The organism is Agriterribacter sp., assembly GCF_035497235.1.
Classification (GTDB): Bacteria; Bacteroidota; Bacteroidia; order Chitinophagales; family Chitinophagaceae; genus Agriterribacter.
In genome coordinates this window covers 1-22273 of the sequence record NZ_DATJEB010000023.1, presented here as the reverse complement: position 1 = coordinate 22273, position 22273 = coordinate 1, and the positions used below count along the sequence as shown (strand labels likewise).

The 22273-nt window shown below is 43.1% G+C and carries 14 protein-coding genes and 1 tRNA gene; 5 read left to right on the top strand and 10 right to left on the bottom strand.

Translation table 11 applies throughout. The annotated features are described in order from the left end of the window. Positions 1 to 120: 120 nt before the first annotated feature. From VL121_RS06985 to VL121_RS06975, 3 genes are all read right to left on the bottom strand, one after another. On the bottom strand, positions 121 to 7833 hold the full coding sequence (locus tag VL121_RS06985) for a PA14 domain-containing protein (protein WP_325403579.1): 7713 nt from the start codon (positions 7831 to 7833) through the stop codon (positions 121 to 123). A 254-nt stretch (positions 7834 to 8087) separates the two neighbouring features. Further along, a complete protein-coding gene (locus VL121_RS06980) occupies positions 8088 to 9209 on the bottom strand; it encodes a hypothetical protein (protein ID WP_325403577.1) in 1122 nt (373 codons plus the stop codon). Beyond that, complete coding sequence (locus VL121_RS06975; protein WP_325403575.1) at positions 9206 to 11680, bottom strand: hypothetical protein; 2475 nt, start codon at positions 11678 to 11680, stop codon at positions 9206 to 9208. The genes VL121_RS06980 and VL121_RS06975 overlap by 4 nt, the downstream gene beginning before the upstream one ends. Positions 11681 to 12000: 320 nt before the next feature. On the opposite strand from VL121_RS06975, the gene VL121_RS06970 reads away from it, so the two are divergent. From VL121_RS06970 to VL121_RS06955, 4 genes are read left to right on the top strand one after another with little or no spacing between them, the layout of a single operon-like run. Further along, positions 12001 to 12912 (top strand): hypothetical protein, encoded by a 912-nt coding sequence (locus tag VL121_RS06970; RefSeq protein ID WP_325403573.1) that lies wholly within the window; start codon positions 12001 to 12003, stop codon positions 12910 to 12912. Positions 12913 to 12915: 3 nt separating this feature from the next. Continuing rightward, positions 12916 to 13209, top strand: a complete 294-nt coding sequence (locus VL121_RS06965) for a hypothetical protein (protein WP_325403571.1) — start codon at positions 12916 to 12918, stop codon at positions 13207 to 13209. After that, positions 13206 to 13406, top strand: a complete 201-nt coding sequence (locus VL121_RS06960; RefSeq protein ID WP_325403569.1) for a hypothetical protein — start codon at positions 13206 to 13208, stop codon at positions 13404 to 13406. The genes VL121_RS06965 and VL121_RS06960 overlap by 4 nt, the downstream gene beginning before the upstream one ends. Positions 13407 to 13456: 50 nt before the next feature. Further along, positions 13457 to 13771, top strand: coding sequence for a helix-turn-helix domain-containing protein (locus VL121_RS06955; RefSeq protein WP_325403568.1), 315 nt, complete (start codon positions 13457 to 13459; stop codon positions 13769 to 13771). 243 nt (positions 13772 to 14014) lie between these two features. Here VL121_RS06955 and VL121_RS06950 read toward each other — a convergent pair. After that, positions 14015 to 14098: transfer RNA gene (locus VL121_RS06950), tRNA-Leu, on the bottom strand. A 157-nt stretch (positions 14099 to 14255) separates the two neighbouring features. Between VL121_RS06950 and VL121_RS06945 the strand changes: the two genes are divergently transcribed. Beyond that, positions 14256 to 15455, top strand: a complete 1200-nt coding sequence (locus VL121_RS06945) for an NAD(P)-dependent oxidoreductase (protein ID WP_325403567.1) — start codon at positions 14256 to 14258, stop codon at positions 15453 to 15455. A gap of 23 nt (positions 15456 to 15478) precedes the next feature. Here the strand turns inward: VL121_RS06945 and VL121_RS06940 are convergent, their stop codons facing one another. From VL121_RS06940 to VL121_RS06915, 6 genes are all read right to left on the bottom strand, one after another. Then, positions 15479 to 16135, bottom strand: coding sequence for a tRNA1(Val) (adenine(37)-N6)-methyltransferase (locus tag VL121_RS06940; RefSeq protein WP_325403566.1), 657 nt, complete (start codon positions 16133 to 16135; stop codon positions 15479 to 15481). A gap of 403 nt (positions 16136 to 16538) precedes the next feature. Then, a complete protein-coding gene (locus VL121_RS06935; RefSeq protein ID WP_325403565.1) occupies positions 16539 to 17231 on the bottom strand; it encodes a LytR/AlgR family response regulator transcription factor in 693 nt (230 codons plus the stop codon). Between the two features lie 152 nt (positions 17232 to 17383). Then, entirely contained in the window at positions 17384 to 18607 is a 1224-nt protein-coding gene (locus VL121_RS06930) for a DUF4407 domain-containing protein (RefSeq protein WP_325403564.1), read from the bottom strand. Then, positions 18546 to 20060, bottom strand: coding sequence for a sensor histidine kinase (locus VL121_RS06925; RefSeq protein WP_325403562.1), 1515 nt, complete (start codon positions 20058 to 20060; stop codon positions 18546 to 18548). Before VL121_RS06925 ends, VL121_RS06930 begins: the two co-directional genes overlap by 62 nt. A gap of 159 nt (positions 20061 to 20219) precedes the next feature. After that, positions 20220 to 21626, bottom strand: a complete 1407-nt coding sequence (lpdA, locus tag VL121_RS06920; protein WP_325403561.1) for a dihydrolipoyl dehydrogenase — start codon at positions 21624 to 21626, stop codon at positions 20220 to 20222. 191 nt (positions 21627 to 21817) lie between these two features. Then, positions 21818 to 22273: hypothetical protein (locus VL121_RS06915; protein ID WP_325403560.1), on the bottom strand; the 456-nt coding region annotated here is incomplete at its 5' end.

Genomic DNA, 22273 nt, shown 5'->3' with positions numbered 1-22273 from the left:
CAGGGTGCAGGGGTGTTATTCAACTTCTGGCGTTTATTCCCTCACGCCTCACTCACTATTCACTACTCACATTTTCATCCCGCGGTCTGACGCTCCTTTGTGGCGTACCGACTGCGGCACTTATTCCCGTATCAGCGCGCTCCTTGTTTCTTTGATCGTTTGTATGCCTCTTTCCGTTTCTTTCTTCACCCTTATCAAGGTTCCGTCATTATCGTATTCATAGAAAGTGGCATAGTTATTCTCATCAAGCTCCGCCATCAGCCGCAGGCTTACGGCATCATAAGCAAATGATTTTACGCTGCTGTTAAAAGGCTGTACCCGTATATCATCCACGTAAATGGTTTTGCTTTGCGTTCCTTTCAGGCTGAGAAATATTTCTGTGGCAGTTTGGGGAACCGTTATCATTTTTTCATAGCGCTGCCAGCCTTCAATCCGGGCCCCTGTCTTTTCTAAGAAAAATTCGCCCAGCGCAACGCCTTCCTGTTTGAACCCTGCCTTTAGTGCATCGGTAAGCACGGCAGCCGTGTTACAATCTTCTCCACCCATTTTCATCCAGGCGCTCACTACTATGTCACGACCTTGCACAGGCGAAAACCCGGGGCGTATGATATGCTCCGCTTTAACATTATCCAGGTTAACGCAATAGGTTTGAATGTCTCTTTCAAAAGACTGGGGCGGAGCTCCAGGCGTCTGGGGTGGGTAAAGGAAGCTTACCGGGATGATCTCTTTATTGACACCGGAAGCTTCAGACGACCACTGGAGCCTGAGCCTGAACTGGTCACCTGGACTGTTCAAATAATAGATAACAATGGGGTACAGTTCTCCTGCAGTCACCGGGATCGTTAATGTGTTCTCCCCGACACTACCAAAGACAAAAGAAGAACCTCCTATTGTTATGTAAGAAAGCGCACCGTACGCAGTAAGGTAAAAAGTATAATTGCCGGTAGTTTTAGCCTGGATCTTCCCTGTTATTACAGCGGTATATGCGCCCTGCCCGCAAAGGTTGGGAATGGGTGTGGCATAGCCCCAACTCAGATCGGGTAAAGGCTCCGGCCGCGTGTAGTCGTTCACCCCGCTGCTGTAGCATCCTCCTTCCCCGGCCTGGAACGAAGACTGGTTGTATGTTCCCAGCAGCCCCGTGCCCGCGCCAATTACGCGGGTGGTATATACCGGCACCGAATCTACCTGTGCTGAAACCGCAGGCCATGCCGTATCCGCGGCGCTAACGATGGCAGTAAGCAATGACTCTGATCCCGCATTTACTTTTACGCTATACCTGCCGGTATGGCTTTGAGTGCTGTCTATCGCTACACCCGACTGATCTTTTACAAAATCAAATTCACGGTCGTTTTCGCAAAGCGGTGCGCAGGCTTCATTCTTAAAATGGTAATCTTCAAAACCGTCATAGAGCAGTTCCCTGTAGCGGCTGTTTTGCACTACAGCCACCGGCAGCGACTGGTTATAGCCGTACAGGCCGGCGTTGTATCTTCCTAAGGGATCATAATTTTCAATTTCAAAACCCCGTTTGTTATAAATGGAGCTGGCAGCATTCCACACCCATTTGGTAGTATCTGCGCTGTTAACCAACCCGGTTTGTTCAAAGCTCCAGAAGGGCGTGAAGTTTTTCAGCGCGCCTTCGGTACGTATATCCGTATCCGTTACAGCGGCATCGCTTTCCCGGCGATCGTTATACCAGGTATAGGCCCTGCCTGCCCGCCAGTTACCGAGAATGCCCCAGCGGTAAGGATTGGTAGCGGTATCGGAAATGTTTTCCTTACAGAGTTTTACTGCGGAATCTACAAAAGTTTTAAAGGAAAGTGTAAGAACAGGTTTGGGGCAGTTTTCACAGTTTGTACCATCTACATCGCCATACTTTGGTTCGCAATTCACAGAACTGCCTAAAGCGTTTCTGCCTTGCTCACCACAAAAACTCAGATAATTAATCTCATTATTTCCATTGTCAGTCTGCTCATTTTTATCAAGTTCAAACACAAATCCAAAACGTTGATCAACATCCTTACTAATATAATCCTGTATCAGATCTTTGCAATTCACAGCTTCATGATTACCAGCATCTTTTCCTATAGAAACCTCATGAATATTACTTCCCACAATTTGATCATAAGGCCAGTCGCCCGGTGCCCAAACAGATGTCAGCTGACGAAATTTTGCATTGGACTGACCAGCAAAATACGTATTGGCAGTTGTCCAGTTAAACCCGTATTTTGAATCTCCTCCAAAAAGACAATTCCTTTTAGCCTTCTTCTGGAACCAGAAATTCAAAGGGGTTTTAGGTGAGAATGTAATTGAAGCAGCTGTAATTATGGCATCTGTCGGAATTTCGTGAAGATTAAACTTCAGGATGCTTTTTGTTTTTGCTGTACGTGAATGCCTGCCACCAACACCGCTGCAACTTCCTATATAATCAAAGCTTGCTGTTACAAAACTGGAATTACTATAAATTCTATTTACATGGATTTCATTGCCTCCCGTTTTGTCGTACATGGCAAGATAAGTATCGGCATCAACTATCAGGGGTCCAAAGTCCCTGTACACTCTCACCACGCTGTCTTTCACATAATAATTTTTTTCCACCTGCCACAAATCCTTATAGGTTGTTGCCGCCGTTTGAATTATATTGGCATTGCTGTCTATAACAATCCGGTATTTGCCCGTTGTCCATTCTTTGACGGGGTTACCAAGGGAAACAATGCTGCCCGCGCCGGCGCTCAGCATATTGCGTTTACCGGAGCGGAGGATCCGCATGGATTCAATAAACCCATGAAAGGGTTTGCCATTTTCGTCAATAAAATAAAGCCCTTTGTCTTTTTCTTTTCCTTTAGCCGCATCAATGGCCCATATCCGGATGTTGGGCGTTTTACCGGAGAATGCATAGAATGGACAGTCGCCCGGCCTGTTGGTTATTGTCTCCGTTAAATGACAGGTGTCTATTAATATTTCATCTCCGCTCTCAAAAAAGCGTTCCGGTTCGAAATAGCTCTCATCGGCATTGAGCATTTTACCTTTTATGACTTTTTTGTTCTTAAACACCGCATCAATATTTTTATAGGCAGGCCCCATACCGCTATATGCCCAGTAGGCGGGGTAATTGAACTGGTATACGGGATCATCAAACTCGTTATTGGTGCGGGATACCACTACATCCCCTGTTTCACTGTCGAACACCATGTTCTTGGTAGACACGATGCTTCCCTTGTCTATTACCACCATGCTGTCTAATATGCCATAGCGCTGAACGATCTTTACCGTTGCAGCCGACCGGAACGTGTTTTCCTCTTTTTGAAACATCGGAAAATAAGTGATCACCGGGAGTGGGAACCATATAAAGGGGATCAGGTCGAGGTTAGCCTGGTGGTTTTTAGAATGCGTAAAGGAATATTGTTCCCGCATATCATTCATGAGCTCAATATCAAGCCCGATAATACCGTGGGTATTAATCTTGCCATTCAATGAATCCACCACCCATACCTTGTTGTTCAAATGCTTTTGGTCAACGGCGTCATTGTCTACTTTATAAAAATGCCTGGTATATTGAATGGCATTGGCCGAATCGTTTTCACTGTAATTGGACTGGGCTTTCATTTTGCCGTTCATGTCATTCAGCTCTATCTTAAAGCCCTGCGACAGGGTAATGTTTTGAACGGCGTTAAGCTTAAGCAGGTTTCTTAGCGTAGGATTGTATCGCTTTTTGCTGTCGCCATCCAAAGGTGTAAAATCAACAAGCGTAGGGAACTCTTTTGTGGTATAAAATTCCGTTTCCTGCCAGCCGTTAGCCGACCGTGCTTTTGTGTGTATCGTCCTTACCCTTACTTTGCTATAGCCCACCATTGCGGAAGGGTAGAATGACTCTCCCAATGGTTTTTCGGTATACATGAAATTTTTGGGCGCCAGCACAGATGCCCTTTCCTCGTATTCCATGGGTTCGCGGAAAGGGTTTTCTTCACCCCCAATAAAAGGTTCGTAAGCAGCTACCCCGCTGCTGATCGTTAATGTATCCTTTAGCAGCTTCCGCACTCCGGAAACGATTGTATCCCGTGCAATAATCTTCGTTGTGGTATAATTATAATCCTGTCCGTAACTGGCTTCCCGTTGATCGGTCATTTGTTTCCAGTTGTCAAAAACCTCAACCCGCTTTACGCGGTATCCGCCGCCATATTTTATGTGTGAGGGCACATTCAGCCGGATAAAGGAGCGGGAAAGTTCAATCGTGCTGCCCCAGTTTTTAGTGCGGCTGTTATCATAAAAGCCCTTCACCGTATTCCTTATCTCATCCAGTGAGGACACCAGCATGGTAACCGCATCGCCAAAACCGATATTATCTCCCATTTCGGAAGCGGGATAAGCCTTGGAGCCAAGGTTAAGCCGCATGAATTGTATTGCCGCCAGGGCTACCGGATGTTTGTTATCCACCCTTGCCATTTTAATCCATATACGCTGGTTATTGCCGCTTACTACGCCATACTGGTTATTGTCCGCTTCAATATAGCAGGGTACCGGCTCGGCGCCCGAGCCCCACCGGTCATTGGGCATATTGACAGCAATTTTGCAGTAGAGTTTTTGTACGCCTTCAAGGTATTTGCGATAGATGTCGGCTTTATCAATTACGGGTTGACTCACATCAATAAAAATATAATCGTAGTCATTGATTGCGTTGCCAATTTTTTGATACGTTAATGGTTTGGGCTCATCGCTTTCGCTGTTGCCGAAGCCTGCAATGGAAAACAACTGCATTGCCCTCCTGTTTTGCACATAAGCATAATCATCCGCTTCATAGGTTACCTTCATTAAACCGCCCGAAGGAAGCCTGATATCGGTGAGGTTCCATGCCGATGCATACTCAGCGGCTTTATCGCCATCCTGCACCGTGTAGGGATATTCTATATTATTTAATTCACCCGGGTTAGACGCAGGGTCTTTATAAGTGCCCCACCTGTCGTAATTTTTACTGTTGTGCTGCGGGTTATACTTATTTTGCTCCTGCCCGGTCTCGTCCGTTCCGTAAGAAAATGTATAAGGATTTTTGACGCCTTTGTAATTGCCGTTATAAGAAAACCATATCCTGCGTAAAGTGAGCTTGCCTTTATTTTTATTCACATTGTTGTTGGAGCTTTCGGAAACAGCATTGCCATCTTTATCAACGGGATTGCCTGAATTATTGGGTGTATTCCTGCACAGGGAATAGTCGTATTCGAAATGAACGGATTTCACCGGCCTGGCGCCTCCCCCGTATTTTACCAGGTCGGCCCTGGAATACAAATCAATTCTTTCGAGCCGCCTTAATTTCTGATTGGCATCAATGCCCCCGTTTTCATTGAGCACACCCAGGTTGTCTTCTCTTTTTGAGCTGATCGTAAAGGCAGCGATCATGGTTTTGGAAACAATGGAATTGAGGTACCATACTTCTTTTTCGCCGTACATATAAGTTCCCTTATCATCCCTGCTGTATGTTTTAAGCCCTTCATTATAGTTTACCTTGTTTTGATCATTGGGCGTGCGCCAGTGGTAATAACCCTTACTCTTACCATAGATCATGGAATAATTAAATTTCACAGCATCTCCAAGATCATCGTCTGTAATTCCGTCTTCGGTAATATCTACATAATCGGGCGATACCAGGCCGGTAAGCAAAAAGGAATGAGCATAGGGTGGCAATATATCTTTGGTGAAAAAATTCTCCTTACCCTTATTGTTCAGCTTCGCCGTATTATCTGCTCCGGCAGCATATAATGCCAGGCCTTTATCAATATTTTCCGTATTAGTTTCCTTTTCAACAGAAAATGTTACATCCCGCTGCTCCGCATTGTAGGCAGGTAATCCGTAGATGTAACGGCGGCCGTCTGCATTAAGAACGGTTACTTCTGATAAATGATGAGCTTTATGCACGTCAGCATCTACCCTCAGTATGGTATCTACTATGGTATCGGCACAGGCTCCGATTGGAATAGCATTTTCTTTATAGGACCGGATGATCCTGTCAAGCCCGTAAGTCTTTGCTTCCTGTGCATTCTTATAGGTAATTACCTGGGTTCTTTTATCGCGTTCCGATTTCAAAAGGGGGCTTGTTACACTAATATTTTTTACAGGCCGTTTATTGCGGTACGCCACCAGGGCATTTGTAGCAGTTACATTTTGGATGTCGCCGCCCAGTTTGATGCGTACCAGGCTGTCGCCACCAATCATATTATAATAGGCAGGCGTATTGCTTGTTTTTTCGCCGGGATTGCGAAAATAAACGGGCTGGTAAGTGCTGTCCGCACCGGTAAAACTTATGTTTGAAGTAATATCGCTTTTCCATGCCGCGTTACGGGTTGTAGCAATGGTTTCATTGTAATCCACTCCTCCTTTAAAATAAGTTCCGCCGCCGATATTAAATGCAAGGTTATCCGTTTTGCTTTTGGTTTGTAAATGATGATCCCTGATATAGCCGGCCTCACTCCGGTAGGGCCGGAACATTCCCCCTGTTCCCTCACCACTGATATTATACACATCATAATTGTATTGCGGCAAAGCAATATGAGGCGTGGATTTATAATTGAAATAAGATTCCTTCTCCCGGTTAAAGTCCAGTAGGGCTTCCGCATGATCGTTGGCTTTTGAGTAATACAGGTAACCATAACCCGGCAAAGATTGAAGCGTATCTTCGAAGGCTATTTCCTGTTTGCTCACATAGCCCGAAATGGATGCATTGATATAAGCCCCGTAAATTTCTCCCCCGTATTTGGCACTAAAGGTATAATTGGTGCTGGTCAACGGCATCTGGATAGAGGGCGTATAGGCAGGTGTGGCAAATGATATTCCGGAAGAAAACACACTTGCTGTTCCTAAGGAAGCATTCTGGTAACGCGTTAATATTTCATTTTTATCATTTTTCTCACGCCATCCCACACTGGTGGAAGCAGATACTGCTGCATTAAACTGCAAACCCGAAAGCCCCATGCGTGAATTATAATTGGCGCCTATGCTGGCTGTACCCTGTAACCCGCTATTTTGAGAAGCAAGGCTATAACTTAGCCCCGGCGAAATATTTAACCCCGACTGCGAATTATTTTGCAACCCCAGTGAAGCAGTAAGCGTGCCCTTTGATGCGCTGCCTGCGCTCAGGTTTGCGTTTATGCCATTTTCCATGCCCCAGCCATTATAGGTGTTATTAAATACACCCACATTAAAATTGAGCCCTATTACACTACCAAATAATTCAAAGCCGCCGGCTACACCTGCACCCACTGTTTTATTGGTTTTAATATGCTGTATCCTGCTGATCTTGTCCTCACCGTTAAAGTCGTCCGGAAGCCCGCGCATACTACGATTAATCGTACCGGGATTGATGTTCCATCCCAGTCCCACCCAACTGGCTTCCTGGTCAATAGTAGCCCCGCCGTTGTAATGAATATTCACCGGGTAACCGCCTACATCAAGCAAAGGAATGTTATAGGAGAAATCACCTGTAAACAGGTCTACCATATTATCTGCGTTCACACTTTTAAAGCTGCTCATTTCAGGTTGGCCGGGTCCGCCGATCATAGATTTCTTAAACGCGGCTTTCTGTTGCGGCATGTTTTTTACAACTGCGGGTTCGACTGCTGCGTTACTTTCCTCATGCCTCACCATCTTTGATACCGAATCGTAGGTTAGATTGAACAAAGGGGAAAAGGGATAGGACAAGGTTTTATAGGCATTGCCTTCGCTAACATAGTGTTGATTCCAATTCACCATTGCCAGGGTTTGCACAGGCAACAGGGTTTCAATAAACATTACTAAAAGCAAGAAGGCCGCTACCTTTTTTTGTAGTTTTTTCCCCGATAAATAATTCATTCGTATATTTTTAATTTGCCGCTCGCAGGACAGGTTTTGTGTAAAAAATTTATATGAGCGTTTCATATACGGATACCGGTTATCAGCGGTCTGACGCTCCTTCATCGCATACCGACCGCTGTATTTTCACTATCCAGCTTCTCACGTTTCATCTATTTACTACTCACAGCGATCTGACATTCCTTCGTCACGTGCCGACCGCTGTATTTTCATTTCCACATTTCCACATTTTCACACTTCCACATTTTCAAATTCTACTGTATTCCCTCCGCTCTTCTGAACTCAAACCTTAGCCGCCATTTTTCATTTCTGCCATTGATAAGCTCCAGCAGGTAAAAATGTTTATCTGTAAATGCCGGGTTATTACCCAGGTCAATATTGACGAGGTTTTGACCGGGGCGCAGCGGAATAGAGTCCCACTGAAACGCGATCGTATCCAGGTTTTTATCATCCAGGTCATACATCGCGATATTCCATGTACTGTCGCCCGCTTCATTGAAATACTCAAACTTCAAAAAATCTACCTGAAGCGAATACGCAGGCTGATCGGATTTTACTAATTTGGAATAGGGCAGGTTGTTGGTTCTTATTCTGGGTATGTCAACCTCCCGTTTAAGCGTAAAGGACCAAACATCGGTGCGTGAAACTACCGTTCCGTTGCTTTTAGCGGTGATCCTCCAGGCATACTGCTTATCATATTGCAACGCCGGCGCCGAAACAGGATACAAAAGCGATGTAGCAATCATTTCCGGCTGATGCAGTAATGGAATATTTTGCTGGATGGCATCAGCCGGAGATTGCCCGGGAAAGATTTCCATCATATCCATATCATACCGCAAATTGGTAAAGAAGCTTGCCGGAGCGGGCGGCAGCCAGTTGAATGTGGGATTGAGCTGCGTTTCCTGCGCTTCATCCCACGGCAGCAGCAATTGCGGAGGGCTGAGCGGTTCTACTTCTATAAAATCACATTCTTCCGCAACCTGACTTACAATACCATGTTCATGCCTGAAAAAACTGATGCATACCGAAAAATTTCCCAGCGGTAAAAACCCGTTTGGGCCAGGGTCTATAACATAGTTGCCATCCACTTGCGTATACTGCACCGGTTCCAAGGCTGCAGCATTAATTTGAGTAACGCCGGGAGAAACGTTCAATTCCCTGGCCACGCCAACCAGTATGGGCTGACCGTTAACCGCATCTCCCAATACCACTTCTACATGACCTGATACTACATATGCCGAAGTATTGGAAAGCACCATATTCCATAACTGTTGTTTCTGGAGTATACCAACGCGCTGCAACTGAGGGGTAATAATTACCTGGGTTGTGGCATTAAAGCCCACAAACAGCAAAATGGATGCTATGAGTATCCTCATAATTTTATTGTATTATTAAAGTACCTGGTAAACCCAAGGGTGAACCATTCATTTTTGATTAAAGCGTTTGCGCTGCCGGGTAAATAACCTCTCTCGTACCACAGGTTAATATCACCTATGCGTTGCAGTCTGCACCTGAAATTGTAATACAAACCGGTTTTAACTTCGGTTGTATTGTATTTATTGATTTTTACACCGCCGCCCGTACTGAAATTTTTCGTGTAGTTAATAGTAAGTCCTCCATCCATTACATCCAAAGCATATTGCTTATTGGCGGTGCGGGCATATCCCATATTAGCAGTGAACAAGGAGAAAACAAATTGATGCCAGGTATAAAAATGATTGGCATTGTAATATACAAAGCCCGTATCGCTGCCTGAATTATAAAACCTGTTGTAGGTAACAGTTCCGTTGGCCCGCATTATGCCAATGCGGTAGGTATGAGTTGCACTGATATTCAGTGACTGGTAACGGCTTTCCGCTACCTGGTTTCCTACAATAGTATACTGTGAAGAAGGAATATACCCAACTGTTAAAGAAGGAAGATTTCTTTTGCGCAGTGTTGCCGAAAAAGAAGTAAACACGGTGTTGCTGTTATACTGCTGAATAATAAAAGGATTGCTGTAATCATTTTTCCGGGCCGAAGCAAGCAGCCTGAGTTGCCTCTTCCACAGGTATTGCTCTATGCGCATACTCCAGGTGGACGTATTGGCATTTACGCGGTAATTGGTAAAATTTTGAAAATTGATTCCCGTTTTCTGGTAATATCCTTCAAACCTTGTTCGGGTTGAAGGCAGGTAACCCAACAGCTTTATGGAATAAGCTTTATTGCTGTTATCGCTGATCTTAAATCCCTGTTGCTTTGTGACGCCCTGCGCAGAGGCATGAACCGGGCTGGTAGACTGAGCGGCCTCCGCAGTTACGTTAAAGTACTGGCTAATTCTCCACTGGCCTTCAATGCTCATGCCACTGAGTGGCGAAGCTGTTAACCCGCTATTGGAAATAATTTGCTTTTTCCCCGAATAGCCCGTAATTATTAAATGATTTCCTTCTTTTTCACCGTAGCCTATAGCGGCTGCATACACACGCTGCGGAACGCGTGAAGGTTTACCATACATAAAGTCCCTTGACCTGAAATCAATTTTACCCGCAGTAATTGCCGCATAGATATTACTCGCGTTGTATTCAAAATTGATGCCGGTGACGTTTACATTTTTCACTGTAAGGTTACTCATATTGGGAAGCGTTCTGCCGATCGCAAATGACCGGACAGCATATGCTGTTTTCAGCAAACGGTCTGTTTTTTTGTCCAGCAAACCTTCTTCCTTTAGCTCTTCCCTGATCTGTTGCACACCCCGGGTTGTATACAAATTGCCATTGACCAACTGCCGCAATTGCTGTATCTTCTTTACGTTTCCCTGGTACACAAATTGCAATGAATCCCTGGCTGCTTCCAGGTGATTTAAAGTTTGTTGCTGCTGTTCATAAGTGCTGACTATATTTTTTGACGATTCAATCAAAGTATTCTTATCGCCAGTGCTATCAGGAAGCCGGTCGGCATAAGCGATATTTTGCTTAGCCTTTAAATATCGGTTCAACAATTCCGTTGAGGTTAATTGAAGCTTTAAGCCTTTGATCCTGTCTTTAACCCCTTTTAAGTTTTGCGTAAGCTCCGGTGGCTGTATTTTCCCTGTCAAACTATTTAATTGCCTGCGCAATTGTTCCTGTTTCAGCCTTCTGAACGAAGGCACATTAAAGGCTACCCTGAAATCATTGTAATCGCGCAGAAAAACAGAATTACTTTTTCTCCCATAATAACTTACCTGGAAAGGAAGCCCCATCAGGGCTACATCCAATTGGGCGTTAACGAGGTGCTGTCCCATATTTTGTTCCATGTAAGGCGTATCAATAGCCGAACGGAACATATAATTGTAATTGATATAACCGCCTCCGATTTGGGCAATGGCTGAAGTTCCATCAAAACCAGCCGGGACAAGTGAGGTCAATTTTTTCGCAACTACATCTTTGTCCGGCTTGTGCAATGCTTGTTTTAAAACACTCACTCTTTTTTTAAGTTCTGCCGCCGGGAGGGAGCGCAATTTTTTAACCAGGCTATCCTTATGTATGCTTTGAGGATCATACCCTAAATGGGCTGCCAAATAACTGCTAAGAGAATCTCTGTCGGTAAAGGAATCCAGCAACCGGTTCAGGCTGTCTTGGCCGCTGTTATTTTTTGAGTTTTTAAATGTTGACTTCAGTAGCGATCTGATGGAATCTTTAAATGAGCGGAGGGAATCTTTTGTATGACCTGCAGTATTTTTAAGCGAGGCGATTTTTTCGGAGACTACGTTATTTTTTCCTGCCGGAAGTGTGTCTTTAAAAGCATGATGCTGTATCTGAGCATTAGCATCGGTATAATATATACTTAGTAATGCTATCACAATACATGGCCATAGCCATATGTATGACATCTTTCGACAAGGCATTAGAGTGGATTAAGGTTATGTATCCAAACTTAAAAATATTATTTGATATATGATAATGTTTTTAACAAATTTTTTAGAATATCAATAAAATAAATATTGTTGTAAGTATTTTATTTTATTATCTAATAAATACAAACACTTATCGAATGGTCATTGACGTGAGAAATGAATGAATTCAGGATAAAATAGTTGAAAGTAAAATGCGGTATTCTGAGAAATCAGTATTTATAAGCTGCAGGTATTATAATGTTGTTACGTGTACTACCAGGAAAATTCCTATTTAATCATCATAAAATGAAATCATCATGGATGAAAAAGCAATGGGCTTCAATGAAAGCCAGTTAAAGCGGATAGGGTTTGCAGAAGCTTTTACACCTGAACTGAAATCGAAAATGGAACAGGGTGTGCCGTTAATACAACATGAATTTAAAAAGAGCTATGATGGCGATCACGTAAAGGCAGACCTACATTTAAAAAAGTCCGCCACATCAGATTATTATTTTCTCAACAAGTTTGACCTGCAACTGCAAAAGGATGGACAGGCCAATACGTTGAATCAGACCTTTTACATCACTTCAAAAAAAGCTACGGGTGACAGTGAGGATGGCAACCAGCAAAAAAATAAGGTTGACAACAAGTACACGCTAAAAGAAGCCTATAACCTGCTCGCAGGTCGCCCTGATCACAAAAACCTTGTAAGTAATGAAGGCAACGAATATGAGGCATGGGTAAAACTGAACTTTAAGAACAAGCTGGAAAATGGCAATTATGAAATGAAGCAATACACTAAAAACTACGGCTTTGCTTTGGAAAACATCCTTTCAAAATATCCTATTAAAGAATTGACCAACGAACAATACAAACAATCATTGATTGATTCCCTGCACAGGGGTAACCTGCAAAAAGCAACTTTTGTTGGTAATAACGGCAGCGAAGAAAAGCTATACATCTCGCCCAATATCACCCTGGGTGCCTTGAACGTTTACGACCTCAGCAAGCAACGGTTAACAACTGAAACGCTGGTTGAAAAGCAATATATCGGCAAAGAACTGGCTGATCAGTTAAAACAACGGGTAAGCCAGCAACAAAAACAGGAGCAAAAGGAAAAGCAGGAACCTGCGCCGTCTCAAAAAAAAGAGCAGAAACAAAAACAGGCGCAAAAACAAAAAACTGATGAACCGGTAAAGAAACAGAGCCGTAAACAGAAAGTGCATTAAGCAATGGATAGCGATAGTGCATTATATGATTTTATGGAAATGGTGTGTGAAGATCCACGTATCGGGCCTTCACACATCAGCTTATTCATGGCTATACTGTACTATTCTAAAATCCGGGATCATCAAATACCTGTATCTGTATACAGCAAAGAACTAATGCGGCAGGCAAAAATATCAGGTATGGCAACCTATCACAAATGTATGCGGGATTTAAACGAGTTGGGATATATCCGGTATATCCCTTCTTATAATCCAATACTCGGAAGCCTGGTGTATATATTGAGCAAGGAGCTATGAAACATTGTATAGTTGACAAGCAAAGCCAATTGATCTTATTTAAAGTAGCAGATGAACTGGTGGAAGAATTTGAAATTGGACATAAGGATCAGGTAATAGCATTCGGTAACAGCATCATGGAAGCGTTACTGGAATTTGAGCGCGTGGATGATCCGAAGGAGGAAGGGGAAATAGGGGGAGGGTCGGTGAAATATTAAAGCGCTGGTTAAGATTATTTCAGTTTGTGTAAAAAAGAAAATGAGGTGGTATGGAAACTTTATTTGTTCCTAACGAAAATGATATTAAGCGATGGGTAAAAGAAGCGATAAAAGAATGCCTGGAAGATTTAAAGGAAACCAATAAAACAGATACTGGGAATAATGAACCTTTTATTTCCCGCAGTGATATTGCCGGCATTCTGGATATTTCATTAGTTACACTTACTGACTGGATGAAAAGAGGCTTGCCTTTTCATAAACAAAGAGGCAGGGTATATTTTATTCGCTCGGAAGTGGTGGAGTATATTAAAACGAGGAAAATCGGGCCATATAAGTTCAGTAGAAGGTTTTCAGCAATAGAATAAAAATATAATAACCTTCATGGCGAATTTTTAAAACCTGCTTTATCCGGGCAGGTTTTTTATTGTAGGTCATTTGAGAAGGGAAAGCAGTAATTTTGCAACGATAGTTCTTTCACTTTCCTGAAATCATTTGCAGAAAATCTCAATTTGAGTAAGTTAAAGTCTTTGTTTGCAAATTGTTTGCAAATTTTGACAAATTAAAAAAGGTTCACATGCGTGAACCTTCATATCTGATTGATAATCAAGTGCCCGGAACAGGAATCGAACCTGCACATTGTTGCCAATACCAGATTTTGAGTCTGGCGCGTCTACCAATTCCGCCATCCGGGCAATACGCTGTTGCTAAAACATTTGAATAAAGCCAGCGCTTTATTAAGGGTTGCAATATTACATATTCCACCACGAATTGCAATAATTTTTTTAAGCTGTTGCGTTATATTATAAAAATTCAGCGCATCGTTTGTTTTAACCATTTATATTTATGCATATGATCAAGCTCGGGCTGATAAAAGAAGGAAAACATCCTGCTGATAACCGGGTGGCTTTAACACCTGCCCAATGTAAATGGATACACAAGCATTCGGACGATGTGCGTATTATGGTACAAAGCGCTTCCCTCCGTTGCTTTACCGATAAAGAATATATAGCTGCAGGCGTTGAAGTAAAAGAAGATATGAGCGACTGTGATTTGTTGTTCGGCATTAAGGAAGTGCCTGTTGATATGCTGATCACGGGTAAAACCTATCTTTTCTTTTCACACACAAAAAAACAGCAACCCCAAAATCAAAAGCTACTTCGTGCCGTAATTGAACAAAAAATAACGCTGATAGATTACGAATGCCTTGAGCATGAAGACGGGCAACGTATTATTGGCTTTGGCTTTTTTGCAGGAGTAGTAGGCGCGCATAATGGTTTAATGGCCTATGGTAAACGCACGGGATGGTATAACCTGGAACGGGTTTATAAACAAAGGAGCTTCCGGGAGCTCATTCATACGTACTTCGGATTGCGTATACCTAATGTAAAGATAGCAGTAACCGGTTCAGGACGCGTGGCGCATGGCATACTTGAAGTGATGAACCTGGTGGGTATTCACGAAGTGGAACCCGATGAATATTTGAGCCGCCGCTTTGCCTATCCTGTATATACGCAGTTGAAAGGAGCGGGGCTGTACCGGCATAAGCTCACAGGCAACTATAACCGCGTTAACTTTCATGAACACCCGGAACAATATGCCTGCACTTTTTTGCCCTATGCCGAACAAACAGATATTTTATTGAACGGCGTGTATTGGGAACAAGCTATGCCCCGCCTCTTTGAAAAAGAAGCCATCCGTTCCGACAGGTTTATTATTCAAACCATTGCCGATATTACAGATGACGTAAATGGCTCCGTTCCTGTTAACCTCGGCGATCAAACCATTGAAAACCCTGTATATGGAGTAGACAGGAAAAGTTTTGAAAAAACGGCGCCCTACCTCGAAGGCTCGGTTGATATTGTTGCGGTAGGTAACCTGCCCAATGAATTGCCGCGTGATGCCTCCCGCTATTTTGGCGAGCAATTGATAAAATATATATTGGAAGATCTTATAAAAGATGGATCACCAATGATAAAAAGAGCCACCATTGTTGACAAGGGAAAGCTTACCCCACCGTATGCTTATTTAAAAGATTATGCAGGACAGTAAACTGCTATAGCTAAAAAGCATTTTTATAAATACAGGTAATAATCTTTCAGCAGGGCTGTAAATGCGCTGCTATAGTTTCCGTTTTTTTGTTTGATTGTGAGTTCCCCGGTTTGCACCGTATGGTTGCCGCTCCGGGTAAAATGTAAAACACTCCGGAAAAAGCCATGCTGCGGCGTTTGCCTTACCAGGAGCTTTTCATGCAAATGAAATCCTTTATCTGAAGCAAGCTGTTCAAATTGTGCTGTACGATGAAAGGGGAGGAGTACGCCAAAGCTGCCAGACGCGGCCAGGTTTTCATTAATGATTTTTATTAGTGTTTCCAGTGTTAAGCCGGTATCGTGTTTGGCCAGATTTTTCTTTTCATTACCCGACTTCAGATCATTTTCATAAAACGGTGGATTGCAGATAATAAAATCATATAAATGCGGGAATACATAAGTAATGGCATCACCCATAAACGCGTTGATCTTATCTTTCCATTTACTCTGTTCAATATTTTCTGTCATTTGTTTAAAAGCATGCGCGTCTTTTTCAATAGCATCAAACCTGGCTTTTATTTTTTGTGCCAGCATCAGTGTTAGCAGTCCTGAGCCCGTGCCAATATCAAGCACTTTACTTCCCTGTGATATCTTTTCCGCGAACCACGCGCCCAGTATACACGCATCGGTACATACCTTCATAGCACACTGATCGTGGTATATTGTAAACTGTTTGAATTGAAAGCAGGGATTGGGCATTAGGGCATTTGAAATTTATGATTTGAAATTTGAGAGGGAGTCGGTTTGTCGTTTATAAGTTTATGGTTTATAGTTGAATTTGGCTTCGGATTTGAGCTTTGATTTTTATTTGGTTCTTGTATTTTGTTATTTGGTTCTTGATATTTTGCAATCAGCCATCGGCTCTCAGCTATCAGGTGAGTAACTGTTAACGACAGGCCGAGTAACGCTTCTTTCTCTTCTAACTTTTCTCTCCAATTTCGAATTTATCACTTCGGATGTCGCATTTGAAATTTATTTATCTTTTGCTTTTTGTCGTTTTTTTGCGGAAAAAAAGTAACCAAAAAAGCCCCGCCCGACTGAACGGTCACTTTACCATTTGCTCCAATGCCGTACTGTAACCCGGGCCTACCGGCAGGCAAATATCATCTATCCAGATATTGTATTTATCCAGGCGGGTAATTTTGTTATTGGCAACAATATAGGAGCGATGAATACGGGTAAATTGAACAGCAGGAAGCAAGGCTTCTACTTCATTCATGGTAAGCCTGGAAAGTATTTTATTTTCAGCAAGAATAAAGTGAACATAATTTCCAGCACTCTGCAGGTATACGACATCATCAAAGTCTATCCTGATCTGCTCGTAACCGCTTTTTATAAATACATGATCAGGGTTGACTTCCTGAACGGAAGCGGAAGATTTTAACCGGTGCAATTCATTGGCCTTATTGGCTGCCTTTAAAAAACGGGCAAGTGAAAATGGTTTTAAAAGATAATCAACCGCATCCAGCTCAAAGCTTTCCACCGCATGTTCGCTATAGGCGGTAGTAAAAATTACCATAGGCGGCTGCACAACTGATTTCAGCCAGTCAATACCGCTGATGTCCGGCATCTTAATATCTAAGAAGATCAGGTCTGTTTTTTGTTGTTGTAAATAGGCAAGCGCTTCAAAAGCATTGGTAAAGCAGGCTTGTAAATCTACAAAAGGTACTTTTGCTGAAAGTGATTTTACCACTTCCAGCGCAATGGGTTCATCGTCTATGGCGATTGTGTGAAGCATTTAAAAATGATAAGCGTAAATATTTGATGCTGCCGGTATCTTCATTTTATTTGTGGAATAAAACTACAAAAAAACGATAATATCCGGGTTGCTGTTACCTGCCATAGTAGTAGCATTGGAGCTGCCTGTAAACAAGGGAGCCTACCTTTTATTTAGTTTCTGCTGAAATATAGTAGCTTGCTTTTCACTTGTTCCCAGAACTGCCTTACTTTACCAGGGTTTTGCTTCCATTGATTAAAATAATTTTCAGCCTCTTTACGGCGGTATGCATCAATTTCAGCCATTACCTCACTTTGCAGTTGTTTATCGGAAGCCAGTGCCTTTTCATAAAATTGTTTTTCCACTTCATGAAAAGCGGCTCTTTCATTTTGCCAGGCCAGCTTTTTTTGCAGCACGGCATCCTGCACTTTTTCTTCATACAATCCCGAAGGCATCATGAGTTTGGTAAGCAATGGCATGAGTTCTATCAGCATAATCAGCATAATCACCAGCCGGTAGCGGTATAATACGGGTGGGTGCGTAAGCATCAGGTCGTCTAAGGTTTCTATACGGGTCAGAAATCCGTCTGACAGGCCTGTTTCAAATTCGCCTATGCGTGCCCGTATATTATTTTCTATTTTCTTTTCCTGCGCCAGTGCGCTGTCTAATGGCGGTTGTATCGCTCTTTTCCAAACCGCCAGGTCTTCTTCCGCTTTCAGGTAAGCCATCTTCTTTACACGCGCTATAGTATACTCCCCAATTTTTCCGGAGCCGCCCGTGCCGTCTGTTTCCCGGATATATGCATCTTTTAAATCAAGGATTTCCTGTTCCCTGGCTTTTTGCTCATTACGCATGCGGTCAATCTCTGCTCTGGCATCCTGCAAAGGCAATGTGTTTTCCTGTCGTATTTGTTGGGTATATGCTGCTGTTTTCTTTTCCTTTACTACGGGCAGATGCGCATCCACATCTTTTTTAAAAAGCATTAGCACCACGGGCTGCGATAAAAAAAAGCCGATAGTAAGCGCAAGCACCAGCCGAACCGATAAAGATAGCCAGCGGTTTTTTCCGCCATTGCTGTTTATACCGGCAATAAGCCCCCTGTCAATGGTTAGAATAACAAAACCAAAAAACAGCGCTGCAGGTAAAATAATAAGGATGTCATCAAATAAAGTGGAAAAAAAATATCCCCAGGCCAGGGTAGCAAATATCCAGGTAGCCATTACCGTGTAACCAATTACGGTATAGCGAAACCTGTCTGGTCCGCAATCCTTCATTAGCCGGGCATCGGCGGCGGCAATCCACCACAGTACTTTATCCCATGAAGATATGGCAGCCTCATAGCCGGATGGTGAGGTGGATGAAGAATTCGCTGTTTGTTGATCTGATATGTAGTTCATGCTGATGGGGGTATAAAAGTGATAAACGCTGCTTTACATTTTCCAGTCCTATGCCGGAACGGTTTTTTTCAGGATCATCTTCTTTCGGAAAATGAACGCTATTATAAACATCGAAATAAAGATTTTCAGTATCACACGATATGTTAATTTTTATCCATGATTTTTCTTTCAGGCTGATGCCATGCTTGAAAGCATTTTCTACAAAAGGAACGAGCAGCATGGGAGCGATGTAGTGCCTGCAATCTTTATCTTTTATGGTAAGGTCAATAGTTATATCGGGAGAGGTTAGCGTGCGGAGCCGCTGCAAGTCAATATAATTTGTTAAATAATTAATTTCCTTATCCAGCGGTATTTTTTCCTCCTGGTTTTCCTGCAGCATAAATCGCATCATGTCTCCTAATTTCTGTACGCCTTCCGCCGTTCGGTCGGCATTTTCCTGCAGGGCAGTACCATAAATGGTGTTGAGCGCATTAAATAAAAAGTGGGGATTGATCTGGGAACGCAGGAAGTCTATACCGGCACTTTTTTGGGAAACGGTTTGTTGTAAGGAATGGATCTCTTGTAATCTTCCTTTTTGCTGATCAACATAAACCCTACTCAGCAACCAGGTTACAACTATCAGCACAACGTTAAAAAAGAAAGTAGATAAAAAGGTTTGGCCATTTCTGTGGGCTCCGGAAATGTTTCCGAATAGTATGAATAAGGGAACGCCAACAACAATAATGACGAGCAAGGTTGCAAAAATAACTTTCTTTCTTTTCGCTGCTTTCCTGTACTCAGGTATAAAAAAATAGGTGAGGCTAAAAAAGAGCGCAATATAAAATGGAAAAAGCAACAGAATAAAATAAGGCAGCCAGCCGGGGAAATAATCCCTGGAAATAAAAGCGAGGCTGAGCAGCATTACCCACAACCATGCTGTTAGCATAAGTTGCACAAATATTTTTTTACTGGCCGGTTTATCTCTGAATTGATTAATGTATAGCCACACTACCAGCATTTTTAATAAATAATAGGCGATAAACAGCACGAAAACAAGAACGGTTTGTGCAAATGATTCTTTAACCAACTGCATATCAGCTCCCTGTTTTGTTGGGTAGATAGCGTATAGATTATAACGCAACCATGTATTACAAACCTGCAGCACCAAAAAAGCAACGGCAAAAGAAAGGATCAAAGAAACGCCTAAAAGGAAATAGCTGTTTTTTTGCAGTTGCCGGGGAACAAGCTTAAAATTTAAGATGAAAAGCAGCGCCGCAATAACAGTAACAACCGTAAGTTGGGGAATGAGGTAATACTTGTAATAATCAAAAACAAGATGATGGCGGATAGCCGCCTGTCCGTATTTATGTAATAATGCGTCCGCAGAAAGGCTTACACTTTCAAACGCTTTTATAAACATATAAATGAGCAGAAGGGCCACTGCTCCCCAGGGTTCTAATTTTTTTAATTGCATAAACCGGTAAGTTTCTGCAATAGTAAAGCAGATAAGCTATGCTATGATTAAAATGTGATGAAAGCGGGATTTGATGTGATGAAACGCAAAGATGCGGTCTGACCCTCCTTACGTTGGGTACCGACCGCATCTTCCTGCAACTTACCACTTACCACTCATTTATATATCTATCGCTTCTCCGTAAGCGGCTGCGGTGGCTTCCTTTACACCCTCGCTCATGGTAGGATGCGGGTGGGAAGCGTTGAGTATTTCGTGGTAGGTAGTTTCTAATTTACGGGCAACCGATACTTCAGCAATGAGTTCGGTTACGCTATAGCCGATCATATGCGCACCCAGCAGTTCGCCATATTTAGCATCGTAAATGATCTTCACAAACCCTTCCGTAGCGCCTGCAGCACTGGCTTTACCTGATGCCATAAACGGAAACTTTCCAATCTTAAGTTCATAGCCGGCTTCTTTTGCCGCTTTTTCGGTGTAACCGATGGAGGCTATTTCAGGGGTGCAATAAGTACAACCGGGAATATTGTTGTAATCTAATGTATCGGGCAAATGCGGGTATTTCTTTTCATTATATCCCATGTGTTCGGCAGCCACTATGCCTTCTTTGCTGGCAACATGCGCCAGTGCCTGACCGGGACTACAATCGCCAATGGAATAAATGCCGGGTACATTGGTTTGCTGGTATTTATCCACTGCAATCTTTCCTTTTTCTGTTTTAATACCCAACTGCTCCAGTCCAATATTTTCAATATTGGCTGCAATGCCAACAGCACTTAATATAATATCTGCTTCCAGGGTAATTTCGCCGGTGGCAGTTTTAACCCTGGCTTTTACTCCGCTACCGCTGGTGTCTGCACTCGTAACTTCACTGCTGGTATGGATGGTAATACCTTGCTTCTTAAACTGTTTTTCCAGTTCTTTCGAAACTTCTTCGTCCTCTACGGGAACTACCCGGGGTAAAAATTCAACAATCGTTACTTTGGTGCCAAGCGAATTATAAAAATAGGCGAACTCTACACCTATAGCCCCGCTGCCCACAACGATCATACTTTTGGGTTGCTGCTGCAGTGCCATAGCTTCGCGGTAACCGATTATTTTTTTACCATCTATCGGAAGGCTGGGCAGCTCCCGCGAACGGGCGCCTGTGGCTACCACAATGTATTTTCCTTCAACTAACTGTATTTTCCCGTTGGCGGCAGTTACCTCAATTTGCCCTTTTGCCTTAAGTTTGCCATATCCCATTATCACATCAATCCTGTTCTTCCGCATTAAAAACTGTACACCTTTGCTCATTTTATCGGCTACGCCGCGGCTGCGCTTAATAACAGCATCAAAGTTATGTGTAACACCTGTAGCTTCCAGTCCGTAATCCTTACTATGCTTCATAGATTCATATACCTGCGCGCTTTTCAGCAGCGCCTTGGTAGGGATACAGCCCCAGTTGAGGCAAATACCGCCCAAACTTTCTTTTTCAATAATCGCTACCTTAAATCCTAACTGTGAAGCCCGGATAGCTGCCGGATATCCGCCGGGGCCGCTGCCTAAAACAATTACATCGTATGCCATAACAGAATTATGTGTTTGGTAAAGAATGGATACAGGCAGGAAACGGAAAATTGAATTGCCTGTTCTTGCCTGAGTTGATTTGCGAAATTACTGGCAAAACGGCAAACGGCAAAACCCAGCAATTCTGCTAAAAATCCTGTTTTACAGGTGCAGATTTGTCACCCGAAGCCGGGGGCTTCTCTTCATTTACTTTAACCGGAGTATAACCTTATCTGATGTTTTTTGTGAAGCAAGTCCTGCACCCAATAAAACTCCAGGGTAACAGTCGTGTCTTTTACAGTGCACGCCGGATGATGAACAAAGCTGTTGCGCCCCGTAGGCGGGTCATCTTTGAGGCAGCCCTGCAATGCAGGCAGATTGTCTTCCTTTAAAGTAATGATGTATTTCCATTCATTGTTTTCACAAATACCCATCACCCGGTTGTTGGCATAAAGGGCATCGGCCAGACGGCTATATTCTTGTCGTTGGCGGTGATCTGCTATCTGCCTGAGTTCCTTTTGAAAATCCGGAAAGTAGCTGTGGATGATTTTGCGTAGTTCGTAAGCAATGACTGTACCATCAATGGCAGCATCCTGCGGTTCAACTTTGATTGCTGTATCTGAATAATTGTGCTTGTTACCCAACATAAACCGCCTATCTTCACGGCA